We start from the raw sequence: 24820 nt of genomic DNA, 5'->3' as shown, positions 1-24820 counted from the left end.
GGATAAAAAAGGAATTAGGTGAATTTAGATATGAAAAAATTAATCATTGCCGTCATTATCCTGTCCTTTTGCGGCTTCGGCCCCTTACAGTCATTTTTTCAAAGCAGCACGGAGAAGGAGGGAGAAGAAGCCAAGAGTATTCCTTTCCTAGAAAAATTAAAGGATTCTTCTGAAAGTGAGAATAAGCAGGAAACCTTTCTCATTATCGAAAATAGGAAAGGCGCTGCTTCATCAACAACAGAACCAGCGCTGTTGTTAAAATATGATAAAGACCATAATAAAATTGAGTACGGGTCTATCATGCTTGCACTTGATGGCAAAGAAGGCGAATTGGAGCAACTGAAAAAACAGGCAGCAGAAAAATATCAAGTAGAAATTGATTATTGTTTTATCTATGATACTTCTGGTTTCGGGACATTGATTGATTTGATTGCCCCGAACGGGATAGAAATGAAGACTGGAAATGAAGGGCATTTGGAAGGTGAAAGACAAATACTAAAGGGTGAGGATTTTGTCCAATACTTGGAGCAGCTAAAAATGAATCCGGGGTATGCAAAGGAATTATCTCCAATATTTATGGCGTTAAAAGAAGAAATATTGAAAGAAATATCTACTGAGGATTTCCTTACTATAGCACCACAAATTCTGAATGAGACCTTAAAAAATGTCAAAACTGACTTAGGAAAAGGAAAGTTAATGGATTTGGGATTAACGGTAATGATGAACCCTGTTACTTCAATTGAACAAATAGAATTAGTGGCTGCTAATAAAGATAACAAGCTTGAAAATGTAAATAAAATGTTAGAAGGCGAACAAGGATTTTATTAGAGTGATGAGAAAGTGAATGAGTTCATTCACTTTCTCATTAATTTTCAGGAAGAATATCTAATAATTGCCGAATTCTATCTTTTTTATGTTCTATCACTTCTGAAATAAATTGACTATATTCATTGTTTTTTTGTGAGGCAAGCTCCTCATATAATTCCTTTAATTGGTTAAGGTGCTCTTTAAGGGAATATTCATTCACGCCAGAACCCCCTGACTGTACCTTGCGTAAAATAATTTCCACGAGCCTGTCATTGGTTGCTTCGAGAGATTTTGTCCCTTGTCGAACATATATGGCACCATAACGAAGTTCATTCCGCTGAACAACTGAGGTGTAGGGCACATATTTTGGATCATATTCAATGATGAGTACCTGAAATCTTTTATTGCTTAATGTTTGTTGGTCACTGCTAAAATAAAAATCCTCCGTCCGATATTTTAAGTATTTTGGTAGTAAATTTGCCAGTTTATTATCTATATCTGCTTTATCTAAAAAATCATCTTCGTTTAGTCCAGTTAAGGAAATTGAACCCTCCTCATTTTGACTAACACCAACAATAATACAGCCGCCGCCCGAATTTGCGATCGCAAGCACGTGTTTAGCCATCTTAGAAAACTCTGTCCATTTGGTTTTAAAATCTAGAAAATCTGTTTCACCCGTATTGTGAAGGAGAAGGTCTTTTAGGGTTTCGTGTGATGGGTTCTTAATAAAATGAAGGAGACTTTTTGGGTAGACATACTCATAAATCATGAGGAAAGATCCTTTCTGAATATTCTTTTACTACTATTATAAGCCACTTTTATCTGGTTGATAGCCCAATTTCAGCTATAATAAAAGGAAGATCAGATGAAAAAGAGGTAAACACAGATGAAAAACACTGAGGTATATATTTTATCCGGATTTTTAGGAAGTGGAAAAACAACGCTATTGAAGCGTCTGCTTGAAAATGAGCAATTATCAGGGCGAAAAACCGCCGTAATGATGAATGAACTAGGAAAGGTCTCAATCGATTCAGAAGTCGCTCGGGACGAAGATGTAGCTTTGAAGGAGCTATTAGGGGGCTGTATCTGCTGTTCCATTCAGGACAAGCTTGAAGCACAGCTGCAGGGCTTATTATTGAATGAAAAGCCAGAAGTTATCTATATTGAAACCACGGGGGCTGCACACCCGGTTGAAGTTCTAGATGCTATCCTTTCACCTTTATTTGCAGATCAGTTTACGATAAAGGGTATTGTAACAACAGTGGATGGATTAAGATGGAGTGACAGAAAGACGTTAAGTCCACAGGTTCATCAATTACTGCTCGAGCAGGTCAGACACGCAGATTTTATCCTTGTTAATAAAATGGATGAATTGTCGGAATCAGAGCAATCAAAAATTATTTTTGAGATACAAGGAATTAATTCTGCTGCACGCTGCTTATTAACTAATTATTCTCAGGTCTCTATTGATGAATTGAGAAAACTGACACTTTCATCATTTTCAAAACAAACTAGTGCTGATTTTTCGAAAAAAGCTCTTAATTTAACCACGTTTGTCTATCAATTCCAAGAACCAATCAACCATTCTGACTTCGAGGATTTTTTGAAGGGTTTACCTGAGAGGATATATCGCATCAAAGGCTATATAAAATTTGATTCTTTATCAAAACCATATCTCTTCCAATATTCTTATGGAATGCCTTTATATATAAAGGAAGAAATGAATTTACCTTTAAATCTGGTATTTATCGGCGAAAATATGGATTGGTCTGAGATTGAGGAAAAGCTAGGTAAACTTGAAAAAGACTTCAAAAAACAAAATTAAAATGAATGAACATTTCTTCTTCAGGTAACTCTTTTAATGTAGTTATTTTTTCATTGTAAAGGGGGTTTAGATGAAGAAGAAAACAGTTTTTGTGATGGTTATTCTATTCCTCCTAAGTGGTCAAGGGATTCATGCAGCAACAAATATTAGTTACAAAATTGAAATGCTGCCATGGGAAGAAGTCAATAATGTTTTGCCGAAGTATTCGAAGTTTACGGTTCTGGATCTTGAAACAGGGAAGAAGTATAAAGTGCAAAGACGTGCGGGCAGTCATCATGCCGACGTACAGCCATTGACACCCAAGGATACAGAAATCATGAAAAAGATTTACGGAGGAAAATGGAGCTGGAAACGGCGTGCGATTATTGTGATTCGAAAAGATCAATGGATTGCCGGGTCGATGCACGGGATGCCGCATGGTGCAGGTGCTTTAAAAAATAACTTCCCAGGACATTTTTGTATCCATTTTTACGGCAGTACCACTCATCGTACAAATGCAATGGACCTGTCACATAAGCTTATGATTTTAAAGGCCGCTGGGAAGCTGGAAGATTATTTAAGTAGAACATCTCCATATGAAACCGTTGAGGCGTATATTGCAGGATTAAAGCAGCAGGATGCCTCTATTTCAAAGATGATTTCCGTACAGAAGCTTAATTGGAAACCGATATTAGGCAAAATTGAAAATGTTAGAATTACCCGGATGCCAATTTTACCAGCAGAGGATTTAAAACAGGAAATAAGCATGGATGTTCCAATTGAAATTGATTGGTTTATTAAAAATAGAGGAAGTCAGCACTATCGTGGTGAAATCCATTTAATTCGATTTTCAACGATGGATGCCTGGAAAGTAGACTCAGAATCGTTTTTAAAAGAAAATGACTTAAAATAAATAAAAAACACCTTTAGCAAAAGTTAAAGGTGTTTTTCTGTTAGGCTTGTTCTCCGAATTTAATGAATGTTCTTTCGTCCTCAATTAAACCACAGGAGGCACATTGGATCCGATAATCAGGTCCGTTGTATGGAAGATGAAAGGGCTCTAATTCATTTTGACTGTATTCTTTCATAACTTCACCTGATTGCGGGTCAAGCTTTACCGATTGCGAAACTTGTTGAATGATATTAAAACGACTACGATTGGTTTTGCAATTTGGACATTTATAAGGCGTAGACATATATTTCTCCTTTCACGGTGTTGTTAATATCTATTTTTTGCAATAATATTGGAAAGTATGTAACAATGCAATTGAGGGGATATGGAGGTGGGGTTATTGACGATAGGAAATATCAATTTTGATGAATTACTAGCTGAGTATCGAATGGTTTGGAATAATCGTATGCTAGCTGCCAGTGATAGAAGCAGTGAGGAGACTTTAATAGAAGCTGTTAAAAGAGAACTGCTTGATGAGAACTCTCATCCGAGAATTCGGAAGAATAAATTTGAAAAATACTATTCCGCTATTAGCAGAATCACACAGTCGACAATCTCAAATGAAGCTAAAGTATCACTTATCCATGTCCACAATGGTATTATGGAGAATTTGATAAAGGAGAGCTAAACCATGAAAAAATTTAAAATTCTAAGTCTATTGTTTTTGGCTTTATTGATCGTCAGTGCATGCGGTAATAAAGAAAATCAAGATCAAGATCAAGCTGATAAAGAGTTACCTGAGTTTGTAGAAGTAAAGTTGACTATTACCCCGGAGCATGGACAAGCCAATGAACCGATTATATTTGAAGCAAAGGTTACACAGGGAGAAGAGAATGTTGAAGACGCAGACGAGGTGAAATTTGAAATTTGGCGTGCAAAGGATGAAAACCACGAAAAGGTAAAGGTACAGCATGCTGAAGATGGAATTTATCGCTTAGAAAAGTCGTTTGCACAAGAAGGAACGTACTATATTATTTCACACGTAACAGCTAGAGATATGCACAACATGCCTAAGGAAGAATTTGTTATTGGAACAGATAGTGAACCGGAGGACCCAAATGAATCGAAGGATTCAATGGATATGGAGGGGCATTAAAGAGTAAAAGACAGCAGTGTAATTGAATTGCTGTCTTTTTTCTATATTTCTGTAACATCGATTTGCGAGTATTGAATGTCATATGATTTTATTAGTTTTATTTCAAGTATTCCATCTTTATATTTAGCAGAGGATCCCTTCTTTTTTACCATTGCCGGAAGCTTGATGGAATGTTTAGCATCTCGCTCGGGTATATGTTCCACCATCAGCTGAGTTGCAGTATGATAAATCTGCAACTCTTTAAGGAGTGATTCATCCTTAATTGGTATTCTAACAAATACAGAATCATGCGTTTCAAAGGCTGAAGAATTTAATGGATTTCTCTGCTGAGTGGGTTGGGATTGATAATGATTCACGACGTCTTGAGGATTTAGGCTACCACCTGATTGAGATGCCATTACATTCCCCATAATGCCTTTAATAAATTGGTCGATTTCATCTGGTTTCATATGCTGAAGCTTATTCTTCATGTCTTTATTAAAAGGGAATAAATTCCACGGGAACATAATTTCCTCACCTTTTCTGCAAACTCTCTCTGGGCATTGATACCCTATACTATGCAATTGAGGTTTTAAACGTTATAAATTACCAAGTTAATTTTGCATATATAACCAAGCATCAAACATATAGTTAAGAAAAACATTTATGAGAGGTAATGGCTCTTGAATAAAAAAACGGCTTTAATTACTGGAGGAGCTACTGGTCTAGGGAAAAATACAGCATGGCAGCTTGCAGAACAAGGTTATAGGCTTGCGATTAATTATCGAAACAGTAAAAAAGAAGCTTTACTTTTATCTCAAGAGCTTGAAAAAAAATTCGGAAATAAGATCATTTGCATTCAAGGTGATGTAGCAAATCAGTTAGATTGTACGCACATTGTTGAACAAGTCTTGTCGGAATTTTCCTCGATTGATGTTGTCATTCATAATGCAGGACCATATGTACGTGAGAGAAAGAAAATGACGGAGTATTCAAACGATGAATGGAATTATTTAATAAATGGGAATTTAAATGCAGTTTTTTATTTATCCAAAGAAATCATTCCGTTTATGCGAAAGCAGCTCTGGGGAAGAATTATTACCATGGGCTTTGATAGAGTGGAAACGGCTCCTGGCTGGGTTTATCGATCGGCATTTAGTGCAGCAAAGACAGCACTTGCGTCACTCACTAGAACCATTGCCATTGAGGAAGCGAATTTTGGAATTACCGCTAATATGGTTTGCCCTGGGGATATCATCGCTGAGTGGAAGGAGAAAGATATTGAAGACTCCATCTTAAGTGAAAACGTTCCAGTTGGACGACAAGGAACAGGGGAGGATATATCAAGAGTAATTTCTTTTCTTATTGATGAGAAATCAGACTTCATTACGGGGTGTATTATTCCTGTAACCGGAGGAATGGACGTTCTCGGAAAGGCCTATTATCAAGCAAGATCGCCACAACAAACGAAAGAAACGTAATAAGTCTTTCCTTTTACAATTTTTGAACTATTCGATTTAATAGTATAAATTGTATTCCTTTTGTAGATAATAGATGTAACACATCTATGAAAGGAGCAAAATAAAATGAGTTTTAACATGAACAGAATTAATCCAAATCAAACTCAAGTATTTTTTCATGATGGTCGTTTTGAAACATTAACGAATGAGGAACTAGAAGAATTTTTGCTCCACATGGGTATTAGTGAGGTTAATTCAGGAATGGAACAAGATGTAACGGATTAATAAAAATCCTTAATAAGTACAAAAAGAAGAAGCAATCGGCCAAGGCCGGTTGCTTCTTATGCTTCTAACAAATGAGAAGGTTCTTCTTGTACTGCACCATTTCTCATGAGATAGAAGGAGTATTGGTCTTTAGGAATTTCATATAAATCATACACATCACCATCAGCATTCAACTGCTCATAAAGTGATTTTCTAGTTTCATTGGCTTTAACAACATAAGGGAGTTTTTCGGCAGCCTTAATAGACCTGATATTTACCTTACGTATCCTCATAAAGATGGTTTCTATTCCCATATTATAAAAAACTTCCTGGAAAAAAGCGTCCTTTGCAGGGCTGTTGTAGCCTTTCCCATGGTATGGCTTACCAAGCCATGTGCCTAAAAATCCAGCATTATCTTCAATATCAAAAAGATTAATAGTTCCGATTGGGTTACCCCATTCATCAAGAATCGTCCGTGAAATCAATTCACCGCGCTCTTCTGCTTCTATGGTTTGTTTGGTCATAAATATAAATTCTTCATAAGAATCACATTTTTGACGCACAAAAGGAAAGACATCTGGATGCGACATTAGTTCAAATAATACATGGCTGTCATGAAGATCTCGTTTCTTAAGCATTGAATTTCCCTCCATTGGGCAATCCGATCCCATGTCTAAAGAAGCGGCCCACCCTCGAAATTTTTTATTCAGATAAACTAAAAAATTTCGGGGTGGGAATCGAACCCACTAGAACCAGGTATTACTGGTGGCGCACCATTTGCCTTCCCTATATCATTTTTTTTGTTGATGAAAAATAATGTGATTTACCCCCCAGATTTTTAGGCCTTTTTCGGTGTCACTTAGAGTATCATACAAGAAAAAATAAAAAAAATAAATAGGTTTTTTGTTGTTTTTTTGAGATTATTTATTGGCAAATTTCAACATATATCTACTCTTCTGAGAAGACGATTTCACCGCCAATCATCGTCCATTTTGGTTTTGCTAAATAATGAAACGGATGGTGACTCCATAGTACTAAATCAGCTTCTTTTCCCTCATCAATGCTTCCCAAATGAGCGTCTAACTTTAGGTTCCTCGCTGGTAGCATTGTGATTCCTTCAAGTGCCTTTTGCTCGGAAAGACCCTCGCGCACAGCTATGCCCGCACATATATTTAAATATTGAATCGGGGTATAAGGATGATCAGTTGTTATCGATACTTCGACACCGTTATTAGTAAGCTCTTGATAGGTTTTCCAAGTCTTGTTTTTCAGTTCAATTTTTGATCTTCTGGTTAAGGTCGGTCCGACAGAAACTTTTAAGTTGATTCCAGATAACTCACTGGCAATTAAATGTCCTTCGGTACAATGCTCAATTCTTAAATCAAGGTTGAATTCCTCGGCAAGACGTAATGCAGTAATAATATCGTCAGCACGATGCGCATGAATTCTAACAGGAATTTCTCTTTTTAAAGCCATAACGAGTGGCGCTACTCTTAAATCCTCAGGGGTATCTGTATGGATTGCTTTATAAAAAGCTTCCCTGAGCATTCCCATGATTCCCATTCTTGTAATGGAGTCATTATTTCCTTGACTGTGAATTCTTTTCGGATTTTCTCCCAACGCAAGCTTTAGACCCGCAATTTCCTGGACGATCATTTTTTTTACATTTTTACCCGTTGTTTTAATAACAGATGTGGTTCCTCCAATGACATTGGCACTGCCAGGCATAACATGTGCAGTTGTGATGCCGCTTTTAACTGCATCAGTAAAGGCGGGATCTAAGGGATAGACACCATCAATGGCTCTTATATGCGGTGTCATGGCTTCAGCTGTCTCGTTTGCGTCATTACCAGCCCATCCAGTTCCTTCATCATATAAACCTAAATGGGTATGAACATCAATAAACCCGGGTAAGAGATAATGGTTATTACAGTCAATGATTTTGACATTTAAATCAACAGGCAGATTTTTTCCTACTTTTATTATTTTTCCATTCTCAACCAAGACATCCCCGTTTTGAATGGGCTGGGATGTGATGGGATACACATGCGCGTTTTTTAGAAGTATTTTCATGATAATTTAACCTTTCCCCACACTGATAATAGTATTTTTACTATTTTATCAACAGTGCTGTTGAAGTGGTAGTGGAAAATAAGTGATTTTTAAAAAAATTACGAAACCTTTTCCTGGAAGCAGCGTAAGTATTAGGGAAAGATAGAAAAAATTTTTCCTTTGGGGGAATCATAAAATGGTGAAAAGTGAAGAAAGAATGCTTGCGGCTATTCTCTATGTTGTTAGTCTTTTTTTCCCGATTATAGGCCCGCTGGTTATTTGGTTACTAAAGAAGGATGAGTCATCATTTATCAATTATCATGGAAGAGAATATTTTAACTTTTTCATTTCTTACACTGTTTATTCAGTAATATGCGGTATTTTAGTTCTCCTTTTGGTTGGTATTTTCCTATTATGGATTTTGGGGATTATGGCCCTAGTATTTACGATCATTGCTGCAGTAAAAGCTTATGAAGGAAATGAATATCGATTCCCATTAGTTTTTAGAGTAATTAAATAAAATAGACCAACTAGCCCAGCAAAAAAAAATTGCTGGGTTTTGAACGTTTTTATAGTTCAAACGTCATATCTTTATACAAAGCAAAACAAGGGGGAATGAGCATGGAATTATTAGAAGGGATTAACTGGGGGTTAATTGCGCCATTATTTATTATCCAACTTATTTTATTAATCGTATCATTCGTAGACTTATTCAGAATCGAAAAAACAAATGGTCCGAAGATTCTTTGGGTTTTTATTATTGTGTTTGTAAATATTATTGGGCCCATTCTCTATTTTGTGATTGGAAGGAGAAATGATTAATGTCTCTCATTCAAATTAAAGGGCTAAAAAAGAGTTTTCAAGGTCATGAGGTAATAAAGGGTCTGGATTTTAAGCTAGAAAAGGGCAAGTGTATTGCCCTTTTAGGTCCAAATGGGGCAGGTAAAACGACGACGCTGCGGATGCTTTCGGGTTTAATGAAACCGACTGCTGGGACTATTTCATTTAGTGATGCTAAAAAAGATGGGGACATTCGTCATTTAATTGGCTATTTGCCACAATTTCCAGTTTTTTATGACTGGATGTCAGGTCTCGAATTTCTTCAATATGTGGGAAAGCTTGGTGGACTAACAAGTAAAGAAGCAAAGGAACGTTCCTTAGAGCTGCTAGAACTAGTTGAAATCAGTGACGCGAAAAATAGAAGAGTAGGTAAATACTCTGGGGGTATGAAACAAAGGCTTGGTATTGCACAGGCAATCATTCACCGTCCGAAGTTAGTTATGCTGGATGAGCCAGTTTCTGCATTAGATCCATTTGGCAGAAGAGAAGTACTGGAGCTTCTAGAGGGATTGAAAAAGGAAACAACGATCCTATTCTCTACGCATATCCTGAATGATGCTGAGGAAGTATGTGATGAAATATTATTTCTACATAATGGAGAAATTGTTGAGTCCGGGTCGATGGATGTATTGCGTGAGCGGCATCAGCAGGCAAAAATTGACTTGATTTTCAGTAAGAAAACGGAGGAGATGGAAAGCACACTCAAACACCATTCTTTAACTCGATCAATATTGGTAGATGGTAATCGGATTAGTGTGTTTGTTACGAATGTAGAGCTTGCCAGGAAAGAGTTTTTAAAACTGATTTTCGAAAAAGATTGGCAATTGGATAAATTTGAAATAAGCAGTATGACCCTTGAGGATGTTTTTATGAAGGTGGTGGGAAAATGAGCCAGTGGTTGACGCTTTTTCAAAAAGAGATTCTTGAAATGTGGAGGAATTTTAAATGGATTTGGGTACCAATTACCTTTATCTTATTAGGTGTATCAGAGCCGTTAACGAGTTATTATTTACCGCAAATTCTCAAATCGTTTGGCGGATTGCCTGAAGGATCGGTCTTTGAAATACCAACTCCAACAGCAGGTGCTGTACTAGCTTCGGGGCTCAGCCAATACTCTACTTTTGGGGTTTTAATCATTGTTCTAGGTACTATGGGTGTGATTGCCAGTGAACGAAAAAGTGGAGTGGCAGCCATGATTTTAGTAAAACCGGTCTCCTATCTGTCTTTTGTTACTTCTAAATGGGCGGGCAGTCTGTTGTTAGTATGGTTTTCGTTATTTATCGGTTATCTATCAACCTGGTATTATACTGGTCAGTTATTTGAGTGGGTTGCTTTCGGTGAATTTTTCCAATCTTATGTTTTATATGGATTATGGTTGACTGTCATATTAACACTTACCGTATTTTTAAGTTCAGCTCTTTTGTCTCCTGGTATGGCAGGATTTATTTCGTTGGCACTTGCACTGGTAGTAAGTATTATTAGCGGGGCGCTTTCTCACTTGCTAGAGTGGAGCCCTTCGCAATTAACTAGTTATGCAGTGGCTTTGCTAACTACTGGGGTAGTTCCCGATGATACGCTACCAGCAAGTTTAATAGGCATCCTCCTCATTGTCATCCTATTATGGTTAAGTGTGTTCCTATTTAAGAAAAAAGAGCTTGCCTCATGATTTTAGTTGAAATATAGCAATATTAATGGAGAGGCCAGTAAATGGCTTCTTCTTTTCTACTAATTTAACGAAAAAACTCCTATCATTTTTTTTGTCCACGTTTAATAGAATAAATATAAGAAGGGGCAGATAAGGAGTTTTTTCTAGATGAAAATACATGAATTTTACCGTGGCAGTGCCAATATAACCTTAAATGGAAGCATAGCAGCACTTGTTCCTGCAATCATCATAGGAGTTGGGAATCTATATTATTTTCAAAATAAACAGATTATGTTATTAATGATACCTTTTATTATTTACAGCCTTATTAGTTTTCAAATCTATCTTTATAGGGTGAAGCAATCTGTGTCAATCGAGCGTAATATGACACAATTGCAAAGCTATTACCAAAATATTTTTGAAGCAAAACACCTAGTTGTTGTTTTCATGAACCACCAACAGCCCTGTTTACATCTCTTTTTCCCTGATGGACACCAAGCAGGAATGATTAAGAAATATAAGCAAAAAGGTTTTCGTTTGTTTAGAAAATCGAGAATATATGCGCTTTATAATAATCAAGAACAGACTGTTGGATTTTATAAAATAAAGCAGTCAAAGAGGTTAGTCGTTGAGGTTTATGATCGAAATATGAACTTTGTAGGCTGCTATGAAAAAGAAAAAATATCTTGGTTTAAAGAGAAGAAAGAAATGATCGATGAAAGTGGTCATAACATTGGCGCTGTGGAAGGTTCGGCATATTATATGGATGAGCGTGTTTATAATCAGTCTAGACAGCAGGTTGGCAGGCTGAGACGGGGGTGGATGCCGCTTGAATGGAGTGGTGTATTCCCGGAACCCAATACTCCCGTTCTTTCTCTTTCAGAAACTTTATCAGAAAAGGACAAGCTTTTGAGGATGTCCTTTTTGATTAATGGATATTTTATTGAGAGGTAAGGGAGTGTTATTCCTGCCACATATTTGATAGAATTAAGTATCAAAATTGCGGAGGTTTTTGTTGTGCTAATTGATTTAATTAAAGGCCATGGTTCAGGGAATGATTTTCTACTAATTGATGAAATATCTAATCCATATTCATTTTCAGAAACTGAAAGAGCAGAGCTAGCTAGTTTATTATGTAACCGAAATTCTGATTTAGGTGCAGATGGTATTCTGTTTATTATGAAAAGTGATCATGCTGACGGAAGAATGAGGGTGTTTAACACTGATGGTTCAGAGGCATCGATGTGTGGAAACGGTCTTCGGTTGGTTGCTAGGTATGTTTGTGAAATGCAGGGGCTTAATGAAGCGGTTATTGAAACAATGAAGGCGGATTTAAAGGTGAGTAAACAGCAAGATATATTTCCCACTGTGACTACCTACCAAGTAGAGATTTCACCCGTTTCGTTCCGTTTGAGTGACTTGCCATTGAATCTAAATGAACCAAACTTAATAAATGAAAATATCCCAGAGCTGTCAGAGGAGTTAATATTTTCTGCGCTTGCGGTGCCGAATCCACATTTAATCTCGATTGTAGAAACAGAGCAATTGAATTCCGGAGAGCAAAAAAAGATAAGTGAGAAGGTAAATAATCCAAATGAGTTGTTCCCTGACGGCGTAAACGTCAGCTTTGTTAAATCTTTGGATGAGGGAAGTATTTATGTAAATACATTTGAGCGTGGAGTAGGCTTCACAAATGCTTGTGGAACAGCGATGTCTGCATCGTCATTAGTCACCTGTCTACAAGGATTAAATGAAGTAGAAGATGTAATTAATGTCTATAATAACGGTGGGAAAGTGCAATGTGTAGTTCACGAAAACGATGAGGATTATTACATTGATTTGATTGGAAATGCAACATACTTATACAATGCACAGGTTGAAGTTGATTTGTCTCGGAAAACTTTTGAAGTAAGTTCGAAGGAAGATTTTGCTGAACAGCAAACCTACGAAAAACTACAGGCAGAAGCTCAAGCCTATCTAAAGGGTGCTGGATTGTAAAATAGTTAAGGTCACATAGAAATTTTATGTGCCCTTAACTATTTTTGGTTTATACAGGTAATCTGGAGTGACCGAAGAGATTGTTGGAATTAAATTTGGGTCAATGCAGGCGGGCTGGAGTGACCGAAAGGCTTGTTGAAAATGAATTTAGGTCAATGCAGATAGCCTGGAGTGACCGAAAAACTTGTTGAAAATGAGTTTGGGTCAATGCAGATAGTCTGGAGTGACCGAAAAACTTGTTGAAAATGAGTTTGGGTCAATGCAGATAGCCTGGAGTGACCGAAAAACTTGTTGAAAATGAGTTTGGGTCAATGCAGGATTTATGGTTGGGTTTATAGTGACCGAAACCAGATTCGAAACAAGTGAGCGGTCACTATGATTTATTTCTTTGCTTTTAAAACTTCTAACACAGGCTCAAATGCTTGAATAGATTTTGTTTGAAAGTAATTTTTAAACGGGTCGCCTTGTTTTCGAATACGATTCAAAGAATTCTCCATCGTAAAGTGAACGGGATTCAGTTTATCACTCACTTCTTCCCAATAGAGTGGTGTAGCAACCCCGGCATGTTCATTGCCCCTCATGGAATATGGCGCCACAATCGTTTTCCCTTCACTATGCTGCACATAATCAACGTAAAGACGGTTTCCACGATTTTTTTTCATACGTTCGATGGTAAACGAATCAGGATCCATAGATATTAAATAATCGGCAATAAAGCTTGTGAATAGACGTGTATCTTCAAAGGAAAATACATTCTCAGGGAGCGGCAGATAGATTTGTAATCCTTTATTTCCTGATGTCTTTACAAATCCAATGAGATTTAATTGATCAAGGACCTCTTTGATTAACAAAGCGGCTTTTACTGCCAAATGAAATTCGTCCTTTGAGGGAGGATCTAAGTCAAAGACAATTTCACTAGTTCCCTTACTGTGAATGGTTTGAAAAGGGATATGGAATTCAATCGCCAGCTGATTTCCCAGCCAAATCAAAGTTTTTAAATTGTTGCAAACGATATAGTCGATTCCTTCAGCCTGATGTGTCTGCACGAAATTTGGTGCATAATCTGGACAATTCTTTTGATAAAAAGGATCACCAAACATGCCATGAGGGTAACGAATAACGGTCAAAATTCTGTTTTCTAAAAAAGGGAGCATATAAGGTGAAATTTCTCTTAAATACAGGATAAAGTCTGCCTTTTGTATATCATGATTTTTCCATAGAGGCTTATCAGGATGCGTAATATCCAAATCCTCAGGTAAGTTTTTTTGTTTAAAAATAAATTGTTCATATGTACATTCTTTCGGCTTTAAATCAAAGCGGAAGGTATGAAAATGAGGCTCGCGCAGCTGGTTATCATAAAGCTCAAGATATTTAACTTCTAGACAAATAGCCGGGTCAACATAGATAAATTGACTGTCCTCAAGAACCATATTCTGCTTGATGGTACTTTGAAGTGCTGACTTTTCATCAGGCTTAAAACCAAATAGCACATGACCGATTCCATGAATTTTCCCTTCTTTATAAACTCCTACATAAAAGTATCCATTTGTTTTTTCAAAAGAAGTAATAAAGCAGGAGACATATTTCCAGTTTTTGTATTTTAACCATTGTAACGACCTTTTTCCTTCCTCCCAAAGGCTATTTTTATGTTTAGCAATTATTCCTTCCCCATCCTGTAATACAACGTTTTCCCATAACTTATTAAAATCTGTATGAGCCTCTACAAGCTGAATTAAATGTTCACTATATGGATCTGCTGCTATTGGAAGACTAAGTTGTTTGAAAAGGTTAATAAGCTCATCTTTCCGTTTGTCGAAGTGTTTCGAATGTATAGCTTTCCCTGCCCTTACAAGGATATCAAAGACCATTAATCGACAAGGCGATTTAGAAGATTGTTCAGCAATTTTTTTAGGTGCTTTTAACCTGCCGCGAACCTGGATGGCAGCAAAGTTTGCCTTACAGGGACTTTCTAGAAATACCAGCTCACCATCAAGGCGAAGGGGAAGGTGTGGTTGAAATAACTCCTCGTGAGATTCTAGGTATTCCTTTATTTCCGGGAACTGAGCTAGCAATGGCTTATCATTTCTACTAGTTAATGTAATCCCGCTCTTATCCCAATTCAAAATAGCCCGAAACCCATCATATTTAACCTCGTACAGCCAATCAGGTTGAATGGTTAAATCAAAGGTTAGTGTTGGCAGCATCGGTTTCATTGGTGTATTTCCTTTCTTTTTCTTTATTTTGTTACAAACCATAATGAATCATCCTTTACCAATTGTTTTTAGGAATGGAGTCGGTTAATAAAAGCAAACATAATAACAAAAAGATTGGAGAATGACGCTATGCATACGATGTGGAAAGGCAGCATTAGTTTTGGGCTCGTGAATATACCCATAAAGCTTCATACGGCCACTGAGGATAAAGACATTAAACTTCGGACTCTGCATAATAAATGCAATGCTCCGATTAAATATGAAAAGATATGCACGGCATGTGAAGAGGAAGTAAAGCCAGAGGACATCGTTAAGGCATACGAATATACAAAAGGTAAATTTGTCGTTCTTGACCATGAGGACCTCGAAAAGCTTCGCAAGGAAAATGAAGAGAAGGCTGTAGAAATCATTGATTTCGTCAAAATGGAAGAAATTGACCCTATATATTTTGACCGGAGTTATTATATGTCACCAAATGAAGGTGGAGGTAAAGCCTATTCTTTGCTGCGAAAAGCTCTTCAGGAATCACATAAAGTGGGAATCGCAAAAATCATTATTCGGTCAAAAGAGCAAATGGCAGTTATTCGTGTTTATGATAATACATTAGTAATGGAAACAATCCATTTTCCAGATGAGGTTCGCCGTTCAGCTGATGTTCCCAATGTTCCAGCAGACGATAAAGTAACCGATAAAGAATTAGATACAGCCATTATGCTAATTGACCAATTAACATCTGAATTTGAACCTGAAAAATATACAGATGAGTATCGAACGGCATTACTTGAATTAATTGAAGCAAAACGTACTGGACAAGAAACCGTGACACCAACAGCGAAGGAGACACCTTCAAATGTTACCGATCTAATGGCTGCTCTGCAGGCGTCTATTGATAGGACTAAACCAAGGGGTGAATCTGCTGGAAGAAAAGAACCTATATTAAAAAAGGAAACAGCTGTAAAGAAAGAAACAACAGCGAAAAAGGAAACGATAGCCAAAAAGCCTGCAGCACCAAGAAAAAAGGCTGCACCAAAAGTAAAAAAAGAAGCATGAGGATGAAACCGATTCGACGAACTCGAGTCGGTTCTTTTTAAGTATTTAGCTTCATAGTCCGTAAGTACTTTCAATCCGGTTTCTGGCATATTATTATGGAAGAATTAAAATTTAAAAATGTACGGGGGAGAGGGAATGGCCTATAATGTGCTTTTGTTTGCAGACCCTGGAATTGATGATTCTTTTGCTATCATGTATGCATTATTAAATCCTGATATAAATATTGTCGGTATTGTCAGTGGATATGGAAACACACCTAAAGAGCAATCAATTGAGAATACCGCCTATTTACTCACCTTAGCTAGAAGAGAGGATATACCTATCATTGCTGGAACAGCCGGTCCATTGTCTGGTGAACCAGTTCAGTTTTATCCTGAAATTCATGGACCGGAGGGGCTGGGTCCAATTAAACCACCTGATACTTTTAAATTTACAAAGGTTCATGACTTTAATAAAATCCTCGAAATCATTAATGAATATAAAGGGAACCTGATTATTGTCAATGTTGGCAGATTGACGGAGTTAGCGCTTATGTTTATTTTGTATGGGGATGATGCTTTAAAGGACGTAAATGCTTTTTATATTATGGGTGGAGCTTTTTTAGTTCCTGGTAATATTACGGCTGAAGCTGAAGCTAACTTTTATTCAGATCCAATTGCAGCAAGGATTGTAATGGAAAAAGCACATAACGTTTATTTATATCCCTTAAACATTACGAATAAAGCCATTATTACACCAGAAGTTATCAATTTTCTTAATGAAAACAGTCCAACCCCCTTTAGACCGTTACTAAAACCTGCCTTTGATTATTATTTTAAGGCCTACCAAAAAAATATACCAGGTATAAAAGGTGCTCCTTTGCATGATGTAGTCCCATTAATGGCATTAACAAGTCCTGAAATTGTAAAGTATATTCCGAGAAGAGTGCGAGTGGAGGAATTTGGAAATGCTAAAGGGAAAAGTATCGCTGACTTTCGTCCAAAGCCAGATAAAGAACCAGCAGAAACCTTAGATTATATAGGAATGGAAGCGGACATTCAAAAGTTTATCAGCAATTTTATGGATGCCTTCTTAGTGGGGGATATTGGAAAAAAATAATTAATTACTATTTATTTATAGTAGCTTGCTAGTATGCTATACTATTAACTTTATTGACTTTTAGAAAGATATAAGGTATTATGAAGATACGCTTTTAAGTTCGTGTAAATATTTATTGGTTTAAGTAGTCGTAACTGCACGAAATGTGGGTGATGTCTATTACCCTGTTGTGCATTGCGGCTTTTGATTTTTTAAATGGTTATTAACTAAAAGTGAACAAATCTTTGGGGGTACTATTCATGAATAACGGTAAAGTAAAATGGTTTAATGCAGAAAAAGGTTTTGGTTTTATTGAAGCTGATGGCGGTCAAGATGTATTCGTACACTTCTCTGCAATTCAATCAGAAGGTTTCAAAACATTAGAAGAAGGTCAATCAGTTTCTTTTGAAATTGTTGAAGGCGCTCGTGGACCACAAGCTTCTAACGTAAAAGCTGTTTAAATTATTTAAAAAATAAAAAGGTGGTGCAGTGATAAGGCATCACCTTTTTATCTTTATAAAGATGTATTTTGCTTTAAATATAAGAAACGGTTCTGCAAAAAGTACAAGGGGTGATCATTTTGGCGTTTGGTAGAAGAAATGATGAAGAAGTAAAGCTTGAAGAAACTAAAATTTGGGAATGTAATTCAGAGAATTGTAAATGCTGGATTCGTGACAATTTTAAGAGCACTGAAGTGCCCCTCTGTCCAATATGCAAAAGTGAAATGAGTCTTAATACAAAAGAACTACAAGTCATTCATAATCATAGTAAAAACTTTATGTAATAAACATAAGAAAAAGCAGGGGAATATTCCTCTGCTTTTTCTTAGGCTATTTTCTTAAATTTTGTTGCTTATAACAGCAAAAATATAATAAGAAAAGAGCTTCAAACTAAATTCAAAAGTACAAAATGACTATTTCCACGTTAAAATCGGCTTTAAGATTTTAACAACAATCGTAGAGAAAACAGCCTTTTCTTATGAATCAATATTTTCTTTACAATAATTAAAGACTAATAATTCCTCATCCTCTTCAAGAGCAAAATCTAAGATCTTTTCAGTTCCTCTTTCATACAGATGATAGTGAGAAATTCTTGACCCCTGCTCATCAACTACAAAAAGTACCTTCATTCCAATTCCTTTATCTGAAAAGAGTTCATCCTCTTCATCAATTTCCAGTTCAAGAAAAAATTCATAGCGGTCGCCGCTTAATAAACCAAATGGATCTACAAGTTTCTCAACTGTATGACCAGTAATATTCAATGAAATCATCCTTTGCAAAATATTTTCCTTTTTATTATATACATATTTCGTGAGGAACTAGAAATAAATGACACCATTCGACGATAAATTGTTATCAAAATATGGATGGTTTTTATGAATTAAATGTGAACTATCTAAAATTTAATATTTATTTAATAACTATAAAGTAAAATTGAGCTATAAGGAGTCCTTAGGAAGAATCCTCGTGAAAACTGTGCTATATAATTGTGAATTATTTCACAATCAAAAAAGGAGGCATTTATTAATGTCTAAAGACAGTCCTGTTAAGAATTTATTGGCTAATAAAATGCAGCGTAGGACATTTTTGAAATGGTCGGGGGCAATTGGTGTTCCTGTAATTGCTGGAGGTGTAGGGACAAAATTATTGATTGACCAGCAAAAAAGGGAAAACGTGGCAAGTGCAAGTGATTGGGATAAGGTGGTTTCTACTTGTAGTATCAATAACTGTGGTGGCCGATGTGTCATAAAAGCATATGTAAAAGATGGAGTGGTGGTACGAGTAGCAACAGACACCCAGGAAAGCGGAGACCCTTCCATTCCTCCACTTAAAGCCTGTGTTCGTGGAAGAAACTATCGAAATTTATTGTATCATCCAGACCGCCTTAAGTATCCAATGAAACGTGTCGGTAAGCGTGGCGAAGGAAAGTTCGAACGAATTTCTTGGGATGAAGCTATTGAAACGATTGCTTCCGAGATAAAACGAATTGGGGATACATATGGTCCGGAGTCTAGATATGTTAATTACGCCTCTGGACAAAGCTGGGGGCTTCACAGCGGAAGAAACGCTGCTAGAAAAGTATTAGCTCTTACAGGCGGTTACTTAAATTATCGGAATGATTATAGTTCAGGGGCAGGAAATGTGGCGACCCCTTATACGTATGGTACGAACAATTCAGGGAGTAGCTTTGATTCCCTGTTACATTCAAAATACATTATCCTTTGGGGGCAAAATCCATCTGAAATGATTTTCTCGACTCCATACAGGGAGTATCTAATGGGAGCAAAGAAAAATGGAGCAAAAATTATTCTGATAGACCCGCGATATACCGATACAGCTATTACATTTGCTGATGAGTGGATACCAATTAAGCCAACAACAGATAATGCAATGATGGACGCTATGGGATATGTCATTGTAACGGAGAAGTTACATGATCAAGCCTTCCTCGATAAGTACTGTGTTGGGTTTGATGGCGACCATATGCCAGAAGGTCTAAGTAAAGAAGAATCACTAAAAAGTTACCTTTTGGGTGAAAAAGATGGAGTAGCGAAAACACCTGAATGGGCAGAAAAAATATGTGGGGTGCCAGCTGAAAAGATTCGTGAAGTTGCCAGAAATTATGCCACGATAAAACCTTCAGCTCTTATACAAGGGTGGGCAGCACAACGTCAGGCATATGGTGAGCAATTTATGCGGGGAGGAGCTCAATTAGCCTGTCTAACAGGAAATGTTGGTAAACTGGGCGGATGGGCAGCAGGAACAGGTTACTGGAGCCGGGCGGATATTGTGTATCCTTTTAAAGTGGAAAATCCAATAAAGTCTTCGATTCCTTGCTTTCTCTGGACAAAGGCAGTCGAACAAGGTACCGAGATGACTGTAGCAGACGGTCTTCAAGGTACAGATAAATTAACAACGAATATTAAATTAATTTTTAACATGGCTGGGAATATGCTCGTTAATCAGCATGCTGATATCAATAAAACAACAAGTCTTTTAGAAGATGAAAGTAAAGTGGAATTTATCTGTGTCAGTGATCTATTTATGACTCCAAGTGCCCGGTATGCAGATATTGTTTTGCCAGGAACAACCTTTTTTGAAAGATATGATATAGGGGTGCCGTGGTGCTTTGGAGATTACGTCGTTTTTGGTGATAAAACCATTGAACCTCTTTATGAATGCCGAAATGAGTATGATGTATTTACTGAGGTGGCAGATAAGTTAGGGGTAAAGGAACAATTTACTGAGGGCATGACTATTCTTGATTTAGTAAAAGAAAGTATTAAAAGAACGCGTGAAGAGCTCGATCCAAACTTTCCGACATTTGAAGAGTTCCGCGAAAAGGGTGTCCACCATTTTAAATTTGATGAACCGCTCGTTGGCTTCAAAGCACAGATTGATGATCTAGAGAATAACCCTTTTGAAACACCTTCGGGGAAAATTGAACTATTCTCTAAGACTCTTTGGGATATGAACCAGCATGAGGAGATACCAGCTATAGCTAAATATATTTCCTCATGGGAAGGCCCGGAAGATCCATTAATTGAAAAGTATCCAATACAGCTTATCAGTTGGCATTATAAGCGTAGATGTCATTCCACCTATGATAATATGCCTTGGCTTGAGGAAGCGGCAAAGCAAGAAATGTGGTTGAATCCTAAAGACGCCGAGAAGCGTGGAATTAAAGATGGTGATAAAGTTCATGTATTTAATGACCGTGGCAGCTTGATGATTGATGTCAAGGTAACGACGCGAATTACTCCTGGTGTTGCTGGTATTCCTCAAGGTGCCTGGTATACACCAGACAAAGCGGGAACGGACCAAAGGGGCTCAATAAACGTCTTAACGTCTCAGCGGCCGACACCACTAGCAAAATCAAATCCACAATTAACAAATCTTATTGAAGTGAAAAAAGCGTAAGGAGTGACTACCTTGGGTCAAATAGGGTTTTATATCAATCAAAGCATCTGTCAAGGCTGTAAAGCTTGCAGTGTGGCTTGTAAAGATAAGAATAATACGGAAGTTGGGATAAACTTCCGCAGGGTTTACACAAAAGAAGAAGGCGCTTATATACAGCAGCCTAACGGCGGAATTGTTCAAAATGTGAAGTCGTACTATTTCTCGATTGCGTGTAACCATTGTGAACAGCCAGCTTGTCTCAAAAGCTGTCCTACTGGTGCGATTGTAAAACGTGACGAGGATGGAATTGTTACAATAGATCAGGAAATTTGTGCAGGAGCACAGTTATGTGTAAGTGCTTGCCCGTATGGTGGACCACAGTATAACAAAGAAACGTTTAAATCAAACAAATGCAATTTTTGTATTGATCTCCAAGAAAAAGGAGAAGATCCTGTTTGTGTTGCGACATGTCCATTAGGAGCAATAGAATTTGGCACGATAGAAGAACTGCGAAGAAAATACGGTAAAATTAGACAAATTAAAGGGATGCCAAGTCCTTCAATTACGAAACCAAACATTGTGATTACGCCGCATCGTGACGCTAAGCTTGTATAAAGACTTTAAAAAATGAGTTGGTGAAAAGATGTCAATCCTCATAAATTGGCTAGAGAGCCTGCATCAAGAAATAATTGTAACCACTAAATGTGTTAGAGAGCGGAACAGGAAGTCAACTTGCGGTTATTGCGTGAAAAAATGTGAGCATGAAGCAATTGTAGTAAAGGAAAATCTACCCATCATTGATACAAATAAGTGTACAATGTGTGGGGAGTGTATGATTGCCTGCCCGATGTCTGCAATAGAGGGAATTGTTACTAATCGGGCATTCGAGAGAGGCACCCTGGTTATTGATACGAATTATGTGCCATCAATTAAGGAATTGCTCATATATAAAAAGAGAGGAATGACATCGATTCAAGCGCATCAGCCATTAAACAAAGACTGGGAAACAGTGCTATACGAGACAAATAGTCAATTACAATTGCTTAATGAAAGTCCAATTGTAGTGATCGAGAAGGTGAAGGATGAAGTTCTTTCTAGAAGAGCCTTATTTGGATCACTTCAAAAAGAAGGAAAACAACTAGCAAAGAATATGACTCCAGCTTCATGGAAGATGGAGAAGGATGACTGGAAGATAACAAAGTATTATCCTGATTATCAATTTTATGGTGTCAAGTTAAACAAAGAGAAATGCACACTCTGCCAGGCTTGCTTTACTCTTTGTCCTGAAAACCTCTTTCATATTAAGGACAGTAAGCTCATGATTGAAAATGAAAAATGTGTGGGTTGCACGTCTTGTACCGATGTTTGTCCGGAAAATGCGCTTGAGATTGTACCAGAAATTAAGAGGAAAAGCGAAGATCAAAAAAATATCCATCAGAAGACGTGTAAGAACTGTGAGCATACCTTTTATACATTTGATGTGGAAATTGAGAAATGTCATGTTTGTATAAATAGAGACCCTGATTGGTTAAGTCCATATTAAAATAAACCCTTTTATCACCATCATAGATTTTGTTCCATTTGGACAAATTAAATCCATCTAAACATAGGTGGTGATTATGTGACGAAACGGAATATCAAGACAAAATCTGGTCTTCAATCAGCAAAGAGTTTAACGAACTCAGAGTTTGCCAATGAAATATCTCCTCAAAACAAAAAGGCTAAGAAAGAGAAGCCTCAGACATAAAATAAAAAAATGGTAAGCGCTGGGGGAGCCCCAGCGCTATTTTAGTTTTGACTTTTCGTTCCCGGTTTTATAGCAATTAAGGCAACAAATGACGCAATGATACTTAGTCCGCTAAGTGTAATGAATATCCAGTAAGTAGCACCTTTCATTAACAAAGCAATAATCGGAGGGCCGGCTGCTACTCCGATAAATCTCATTGAGCTGTAGATGGAGGAAATTGTACCTCGCTCTTCCTTCTCAATTCCTTCAGTAATTAAGGCATCTAAACACGGAAGTCCTCCCCCGATTCCGATACCTGCTATTAAAAACATGCTAATCATAAACCAGAGTTTAATCGAGAACCATAGGGCCAAAATGGATAAAGCTGCTGCAATAATCCCTCCGAAGGTGATCCATTTCATGAGGACCTTATTTTTTTTGATTACCTTGCCTGCAATAAAGGATGACAAACATAGTGCCCCAAGTGGTAAGGCCAAAAATAAACCTTTCTTAATATCTTTAATACCATATTTCGTTTCAAAGATTTCAGATAGGTAAAATAATATACCAAAAAGCACTAACATTAGGATTCCGCCAATAAAAAAGATAGCGTATAACCATTTACCTTTCTCAGTAAAGGTTTTCTTTACATTAATAAAAAATTGTTTAAAGGGAATTGGTTTTGAAGGCTCAGGACACTTAACTAAAATCATTACCAAGATAACCGATATGGTACAAAACACTGGAAATGAAAAGAAAGGTAAAAACCAGATAAATCCTGCTAGGACAGCTCCTAAAATAGGGCTAAGAACCTTTCCAAACGTATTAGCTGTTTCAATTAGACCTAAACAGCTGCTGACATCATCGTCATTTTTGAACATGTCACCAACTAAAGGAAGTACAATCGGGGCAGCACCTGCCGCTCCCACCCCTTGAAGTGCACGCCCTACTAATATTAACCAATAGGCATTGTCCAGTTTCCAAGCAGCCCATCCTGATAGTAAACCTCCAAGTCCAGCTATGATGAGACTTGGAATGATTACCTTTTTTCTGCCAATATGGTCAGATAGGTAGCCTGCGACCGGTATTAAGAAAATGGCAACAATTGAATATACTGTAATAACCATACTTGTTTGAAACGAGGATATCGATAATTTTTTTTCCATTGAGGGCAGCACAGGTATTAACATGGAATTCCCTAACGTCATTACTAACGGAATGGATGATAGTGAGAGAATTGCCCACTTTTGTTTGGAAACTTCATCTGACTTTTTCTTTTTTCCAGCTGAAGAGGATTTATTTCTCACAGCCTCTGAACTTGGGCATAATTGTTCAATATGATCCATTTTTCTTCTATCCCGCCTTCATCATGATGTGCTAATGTTAATATTGACATCTTCATTTCAAAATAACTATCAAATAGTAATCCTTTAAATGGAATAACGATATATATTCTCTAAATTGAATTTTCTAAAAATTAATGTTGACATTAGGTTTGAAAATGGTTTAATATAAAAATCAATACGAAGGGCATTGATGAAGAGTAGTAACTTTTACGGATTCTTAAGAGAGCTGATGGATGGTGTGAATCAGTGTAGACGTTTAAGTGAATGGACTTCGGAGCCTCCAAACCGAACCTCCTATAGGGTCAGTAGGCTTTGGCGAAATCCTCATCGTTAAAAGAGGCAGATATTCAAGCATGTAATGCTTTGATATCGGTAAAGTGAGCTGATTTTTGGCTAATGAAGGTGGCACCACGGGTCTTCCGTCCTTTTTGGATGGAGGGCCCTGTTTGTTTTTAATTTAAAAAATAAAATCGTTGAACAAGAGTAGTACACTTATTTAATTCTTTTTCAGAGAGTCGGGGATGGTGAGAACCCGGTAAGAATGGATTTGTGGAATGGACTTGTGAGAGGCTGCCTGAACCTAAGTAGGGCCGCACGGAGTTCCACCGTTAA

The 24820-nt window shown here is 37.2% G+C and carries 29 protein-coding genes and 2 other annotated features (1 of these 31 only partly in view); of the genes, 21 read left to right on the top strand and 8 right to left on the bottom strand.

All coding sequences use genetic code 11. The annotated features are described in order from the left end of the window. Positions 1–30: 30 nt before the first annotated feature. Entirely contained in the window at positions 31–828 is a 798-nt protein-coding gene (locus MLOOGBEN_RS15600; RefSeq protein ID WP_179159181.1) for an LCP family protein, read from the top strand. Positions 829–865: 37 nt separating this feature from the next. On the opposite strand, the gene MLOOGBEN_RS15595 is transcribed toward MLOOGBEN_RS15600, so the two are convergent. After that, positions 866–1576, bottom strand: coding sequence for an AlbA family DNA-binding domain-containing protein (locus MLOOGBEN_RS15595; protein WP_179159180.1), 711 nt, complete (start codon positions 1574–1576; stop codon positions 866–868). A 117-nt stretch (positions 1577–1693) separates the two neighbouring features. On the opposite strand from MLOOGBEN_RS15595, the gene MLOOGBEN_RS15590 reads away from it, so the two are divergent. Together MLOOGBEN_RS15590 and MLOOGBEN_RS15585 are read left to right on the top strand one after the other, a co-directional pair. Then, positions 1694–2632 (top strand): CobW family GTP-binding protein, encoded by a 939-nt coding sequence (locus MLOOGBEN_RS15590; RefSeq protein WP_179159179.1) that lies wholly within the window; start codon positions 1694–1696, stop codon positions 2630–2632. A gap of 70 nt (positions 2633–2702) precedes the next feature. After that, positions 2703–3524, top strand: a complete 822-nt coding sequence (locus MLOOGBEN_RS15585; RefSeq protein WP_179159178.1) for a hypothetical protein — start codon at positions 2703–2705, stop codon at positions 3522–3524. Between the two features lie 40 nt (positions 3525–3564). Here MLOOGBEN_RS15585 and MLOOGBEN_RS15580 read toward each other — a convergent pair whose 3' ends face one another. Then, positions 3565–3807 carry a DNA alkylation repair protein gene (locus MLOOGBEN_RS15580; RefSeq protein ID WP_095250593.1) on the bottom strand — a complete coding sequence of 81 codons (243 nt, stop codon included), beginning with the start codon at positions 3805–3807 and terminating at the stop codon, positions 3565–3567. A gap of 96 nt (positions 3808–3903) precedes the next feature. Between MLOOGBEN_RS15580 and MLOOGBEN_RS15575 the strand changes: the two genes are divergently transcribed. Continuing rightward, positions 3904–4191, top strand: a complete 288-nt coding sequence (locus tag MLOOGBEN_RS15575; protein WP_256989122.1) for a hypothetical protein — start codon at positions 3904–3906, stop codon at positions 4189–4191. A gap of 3 nt (positions 4192–4194) precedes the next feature. Further along, positions 4195–4659: a FixH family protein gene (locus tag MLOOGBEN_RS15570; protein WP_179159176.1), complete on the top strand. Its 465-nt coding sequence runs from the start codon at positions 4195–4197 to the stop codon at positions 4657–4659. Positions 4660–4700: 41 nt separating this feature from the next. Here the strand turns inward: MLOOGBEN_RS15570 and MLOOGBEN_RS15565 are convergent, their stop codons facing one another. Beyond that, positions 4701–5165: an Hsp20/alpha crystallin family protein gene (locus tag MLOOGBEN_RS15565; protein WP_179159175.1), complete on the bottom strand. Its 465-nt coding sequence runs from the start codon at positions 5163–5165 to the stop codon at positions 4701–4703. 156 nt (positions 5166–5321) lie between these two features. Between MLOOGBEN_RS15565 and MLOOGBEN_RS15560 the strand changes: the two genes are divergently transcribed. Together MLOOGBEN_RS15560 and MLOOGBEN_RS15555 are read left to right on the top strand one after the other, a co-directional pair. After that, positions 5322–6119 carry an SDR family oxidoreductase gene (locus tag MLOOGBEN_RS15560; RefSeq protein ID WP_179159174.1) on the top strand — a complete coding sequence of 266 codons (798 nt, stop codon included), beginning with the start codon at positions 5322–5324 and terminating at the stop codon, positions 6117–6119. A gap of 105 nt (positions 6120–6224) precedes the next feature. Continuing rightward, positions 6225–6383: a hypothetical protein gene (locus MLOOGBEN_RS15555; protein ID WP_165978972.1), complete on the top strand. Its 159-nt coding sequence runs from the start codon at positions 6225–6227 to the stop codon at positions 6381–6383. Between the two features lie 56 nt (positions 6384–6439). Here MLOOGBEN_RS15555 and MLOOGBEN_RS15550 read toward each other — a convergent pair whose 3' ends face one another. After that, the gene (locus MLOOGBEN_RS15550; protein ID WP_179159173.1) at positions 6440–7000 is read right to left on the bottom strand and encodes a GNAT family N-acetyltransferase; all 561 of its coding nucleotides are present in this window, start codon (positions 6998–7000) and stop codon (positions 6440–6442) included. Positions 7001–7310: 310 nt separating this feature from the next. Continuing rightward, complete coding sequence (locus MLOOGBEN_RS15545) at positions 7311–8438, bottom strand: amidohydrolase (protein ID WP_179159295.1); 1128 nt, start codon at positions 8436–8438, stop codon at positions 7311–7313. Between the two features lie 172 nt (positions 8439–8610). Here MLOOGBEN_RS15545 and MLOOGBEN_RS15540 point away from each other — a divergent pair, with 172 nt between their 5' ends. From MLOOGBEN_RS15540 to dapF, 6 genes are all read left to right on the top strand, one after another. Beyond that, entirely contained in the window at positions 8611–8934 is a 324-nt protein-coding gene (locus tag MLOOGBEN_RS15540) for a DUF4870 domain-containing protein (RefSeq protein WP_179159172.1), read from the top strand. Between the two features lie 101 nt (positions 8935–9035). Next, entirely contained in the window at positions 9036–9236 is a 201-nt protein-coding gene (locus MLOOGBEN_RS15535; RefSeq protein ID WP_179159171.1) for a PLD nuclease N-terminal domain-containing protein, read from the top strand. Next, positions 9236–10144, top strand: a complete 909-nt coding sequence (locus tag MLOOGBEN_RS15530) for an ABC transporter ATP-binding protein (RefSeq protein WP_179159170.1) — start codon at positions 9236–9238, stop codon at positions 10142–10144. Before MLOOGBEN_RS15535 ends, MLOOGBEN_RS15530 begins: the two co-directional genes overlap by 1 nt. After that, complete coding sequence (locus tag MLOOGBEN_RS15525) at positions 10141–10920, top strand: ABC transporter permease (protein WP_179159169.1); 780 nt, start codon at positions 10141–10143, stop codon at positions 10918–10920. The genes MLOOGBEN_RS15530 and MLOOGBEN_RS15525 overlap by 4 nt, the downstream gene beginning before the upstream one ends. A 147-nt stretch (positions 10921–11067) precedes the next feature. Further along, a complete protein-coding gene (locus MLOOGBEN_RS15520; protein WP_179159168.1) occupies positions 11068–11853 on the top strand; it encodes a hypothetical protein in 786 nt (261 codons plus the stop codon). A 63-nt stretch (positions 11854–11916) separates the two neighbouring features. Continuing rightward, a complete protein-coding gene (gene dapF / locus MLOOGBEN_RS15515) occupies positions 11917–12897 on the top strand; it encodes a diaminopimelate epimerase (RefSeq protein ID WP_179159167.1) in 981 nt (326 codons plus the stop codon). Between the two features lie 380 nt (positions 12898–13277). Here the strand turns inward: dapF and MLOOGBEN_RS15510 are convergent, their stop codons facing one another. Further along, a complete protein-coding gene (locus tag MLOOGBEN_RS15510) occupies positions 13278–15110 on the bottom strand; it encodes a DNA ligase D (RefSeq protein WP_179159294.1) in 1833 nt (610 codons plus the stop codon). 129 nt (positions 15111–15239) lie between these two features. Here MLOOGBEN_RS15510 and ku point away from each other — a divergent pair, with 129 nt between their 5' ends. The 4 genes from ku to MLOOGBEN_RS15490 all read left to right on the top strand — a co-directional run bounded on the left by ku (position 15240) and on the right by MLOOGBEN_RS15490 (position 18021). After that, positions 15240–16160: a non-homologous end joining protein Ku gene (ku, locus tag MLOOGBEN_RS15505; RefSeq protein WP_179159166.1), complete on the top strand. Its 921-nt coding sequence runs from the start codon at positions 15240–15242 to the stop codon at positions 16158–16160. Positions 16161–16295: 135 nt separating this feature from the next. After that, a complete protein-coding gene (locus MLOOGBEN_RS15500) occupies positions 16296–17258 on the top strand; it encodes a nucleoside hydrolase (protein WP_179159165.1) in 963 nt (320 codons plus the stop codon). A gap of 239 nt (positions 17259–17497) precedes the next feature. Then, on the top strand, positions 17498–17698 hold the full coding sequence (locus tag MLOOGBEN_RS15495; RefSeq protein WP_132094519.1) for a cold-shock protein: 201 nt from the start codon (positions 17498–17500) through the stop codon (positions 17696–17698). A 119-nt stretch (positions 17699–17817) separates the two neighbouring features. Further along, on the top strand, positions 17818–18021 hold the full coding sequence (locus tag MLOOGBEN_RS15490) for a cold-shock protein (RefSeq protein ID WP_179159164.1): 204 nt from the start codon (positions 17818–17820) through the stop codon (positions 18019–18021). A 192-nt stretch (positions 18022–18213) separates the two neighbouring features. On the opposite strand, the gene MLOOGBEN_RS15485 is transcribed toward MLOOGBEN_RS15490, so the two are convergent. Next, positions 18214–18507: a DUF6509 family protein gene (locus MLOOGBEN_RS15485; RefSeq protein WP_179159293.1), complete on the bottom strand. Its 294-nt coding sequence runs from the start codon at positions 18505–18507 to the stop codon at positions 18214–18216. Between the two features lie 256 nt (positions 18508–18763). On the opposite strand from MLOOGBEN_RS15485, the gene MLOOGBEN_RS15480 reads away from it, so the two are divergent. The 4 genes from MLOOGBEN_RS15480 (at position 18764) to MLOOGBEN_RS29290 (ending at position 22883) form a co-directional block, all read left to right on the top strand. Beyond that, positions 18764–21157 (top strand): DMSO/selenate family reductase complex A subunit, encoded by a 2394-nt coding sequence (locus MLOOGBEN_RS15480; RefSeq protein ID WP_256989121.1) that lies wholly within the window; start codon positions 18764–18766, stop codon positions 21155–21157. A 12-nt stretch (positions 21158–21169) separates the two neighbouring features. Beyond that, positions 21170–21751 carry a DMSO/selenate family reductase complex B subunit gene (locus MLOOGBEN_RS15475; protein ID WP_179159163.1) on the top strand — a complete coding sequence of 194 codons (582 nt, stop codon included), beginning with the start codon at positions 21170–21172 and terminating at the stop codon, positions 21749–21751. A 28-nt stretch (positions 21752–21779) separates the two neighbouring features. After that, positions 21780–22679 (top strand): 4Fe-4S binding protein, encoded by a 900-nt coding sequence (locus MLOOGBEN_RS15470; protein ID WP_256989120.1) that lies wholly within the window; start codon positions 21780–21782, stop codon positions 22677–22679. Positions 22680–22757: 78 nt separating this feature from the next. Next, positions 22758–22883 carry a hypothetical protein gene (locus tag MLOOGBEN_RS29290; RefSeq protein WP_256989119.1) on the top strand — a complete coding sequence of 42 codons (126 nt, stop codon included), beginning with the start codon at positions 22758–22760 and terminating at the stop codon, positions 22881–22883. A 41-nt stretch (positions 22884–22924) separates the two neighbouring features. Here the strand turns inward: MLOOGBEN_RS29290 and bcbE are convergent, their stop codons facing one another. After that, the gene (gene bcbE / locus MLOOGBEN_RS15465) at positions 22925–24208 is read right to left on the bottom strand and encodes a bacillibactin exporter BcbE (RefSeq protein ID WP_179159161.1); all 1284 of its coding nucleotides are present in this window, start codon (positions 24206–24208) and stop codon (positions 22925–22927) included. 178 nt (positions 24209–24386) lie between these two features. Further along, positions 24387–24638, top strand: a binding site (T-box leader). Positions 24639–24672: 34 nt separating this feature from the next. Continuing rightward, positions 24673–24820 (top strand) — a binding site (T-box leader); it runs 104 nt beyond the window's last position.

Source organism: Bacillus sp. EB106-08-02-XG196, from assembly GCF_013396335.1.
GTDB lineage: Bacteria > Bacillota > Bacilli > Bacillales > Cytobacillaceae > Neobacillus.
The sequence above is the reverse complement of the archived record's forward strand: the minus strand, read 5'-3'. Positions and strand labels throughout refer to the sequence as shown.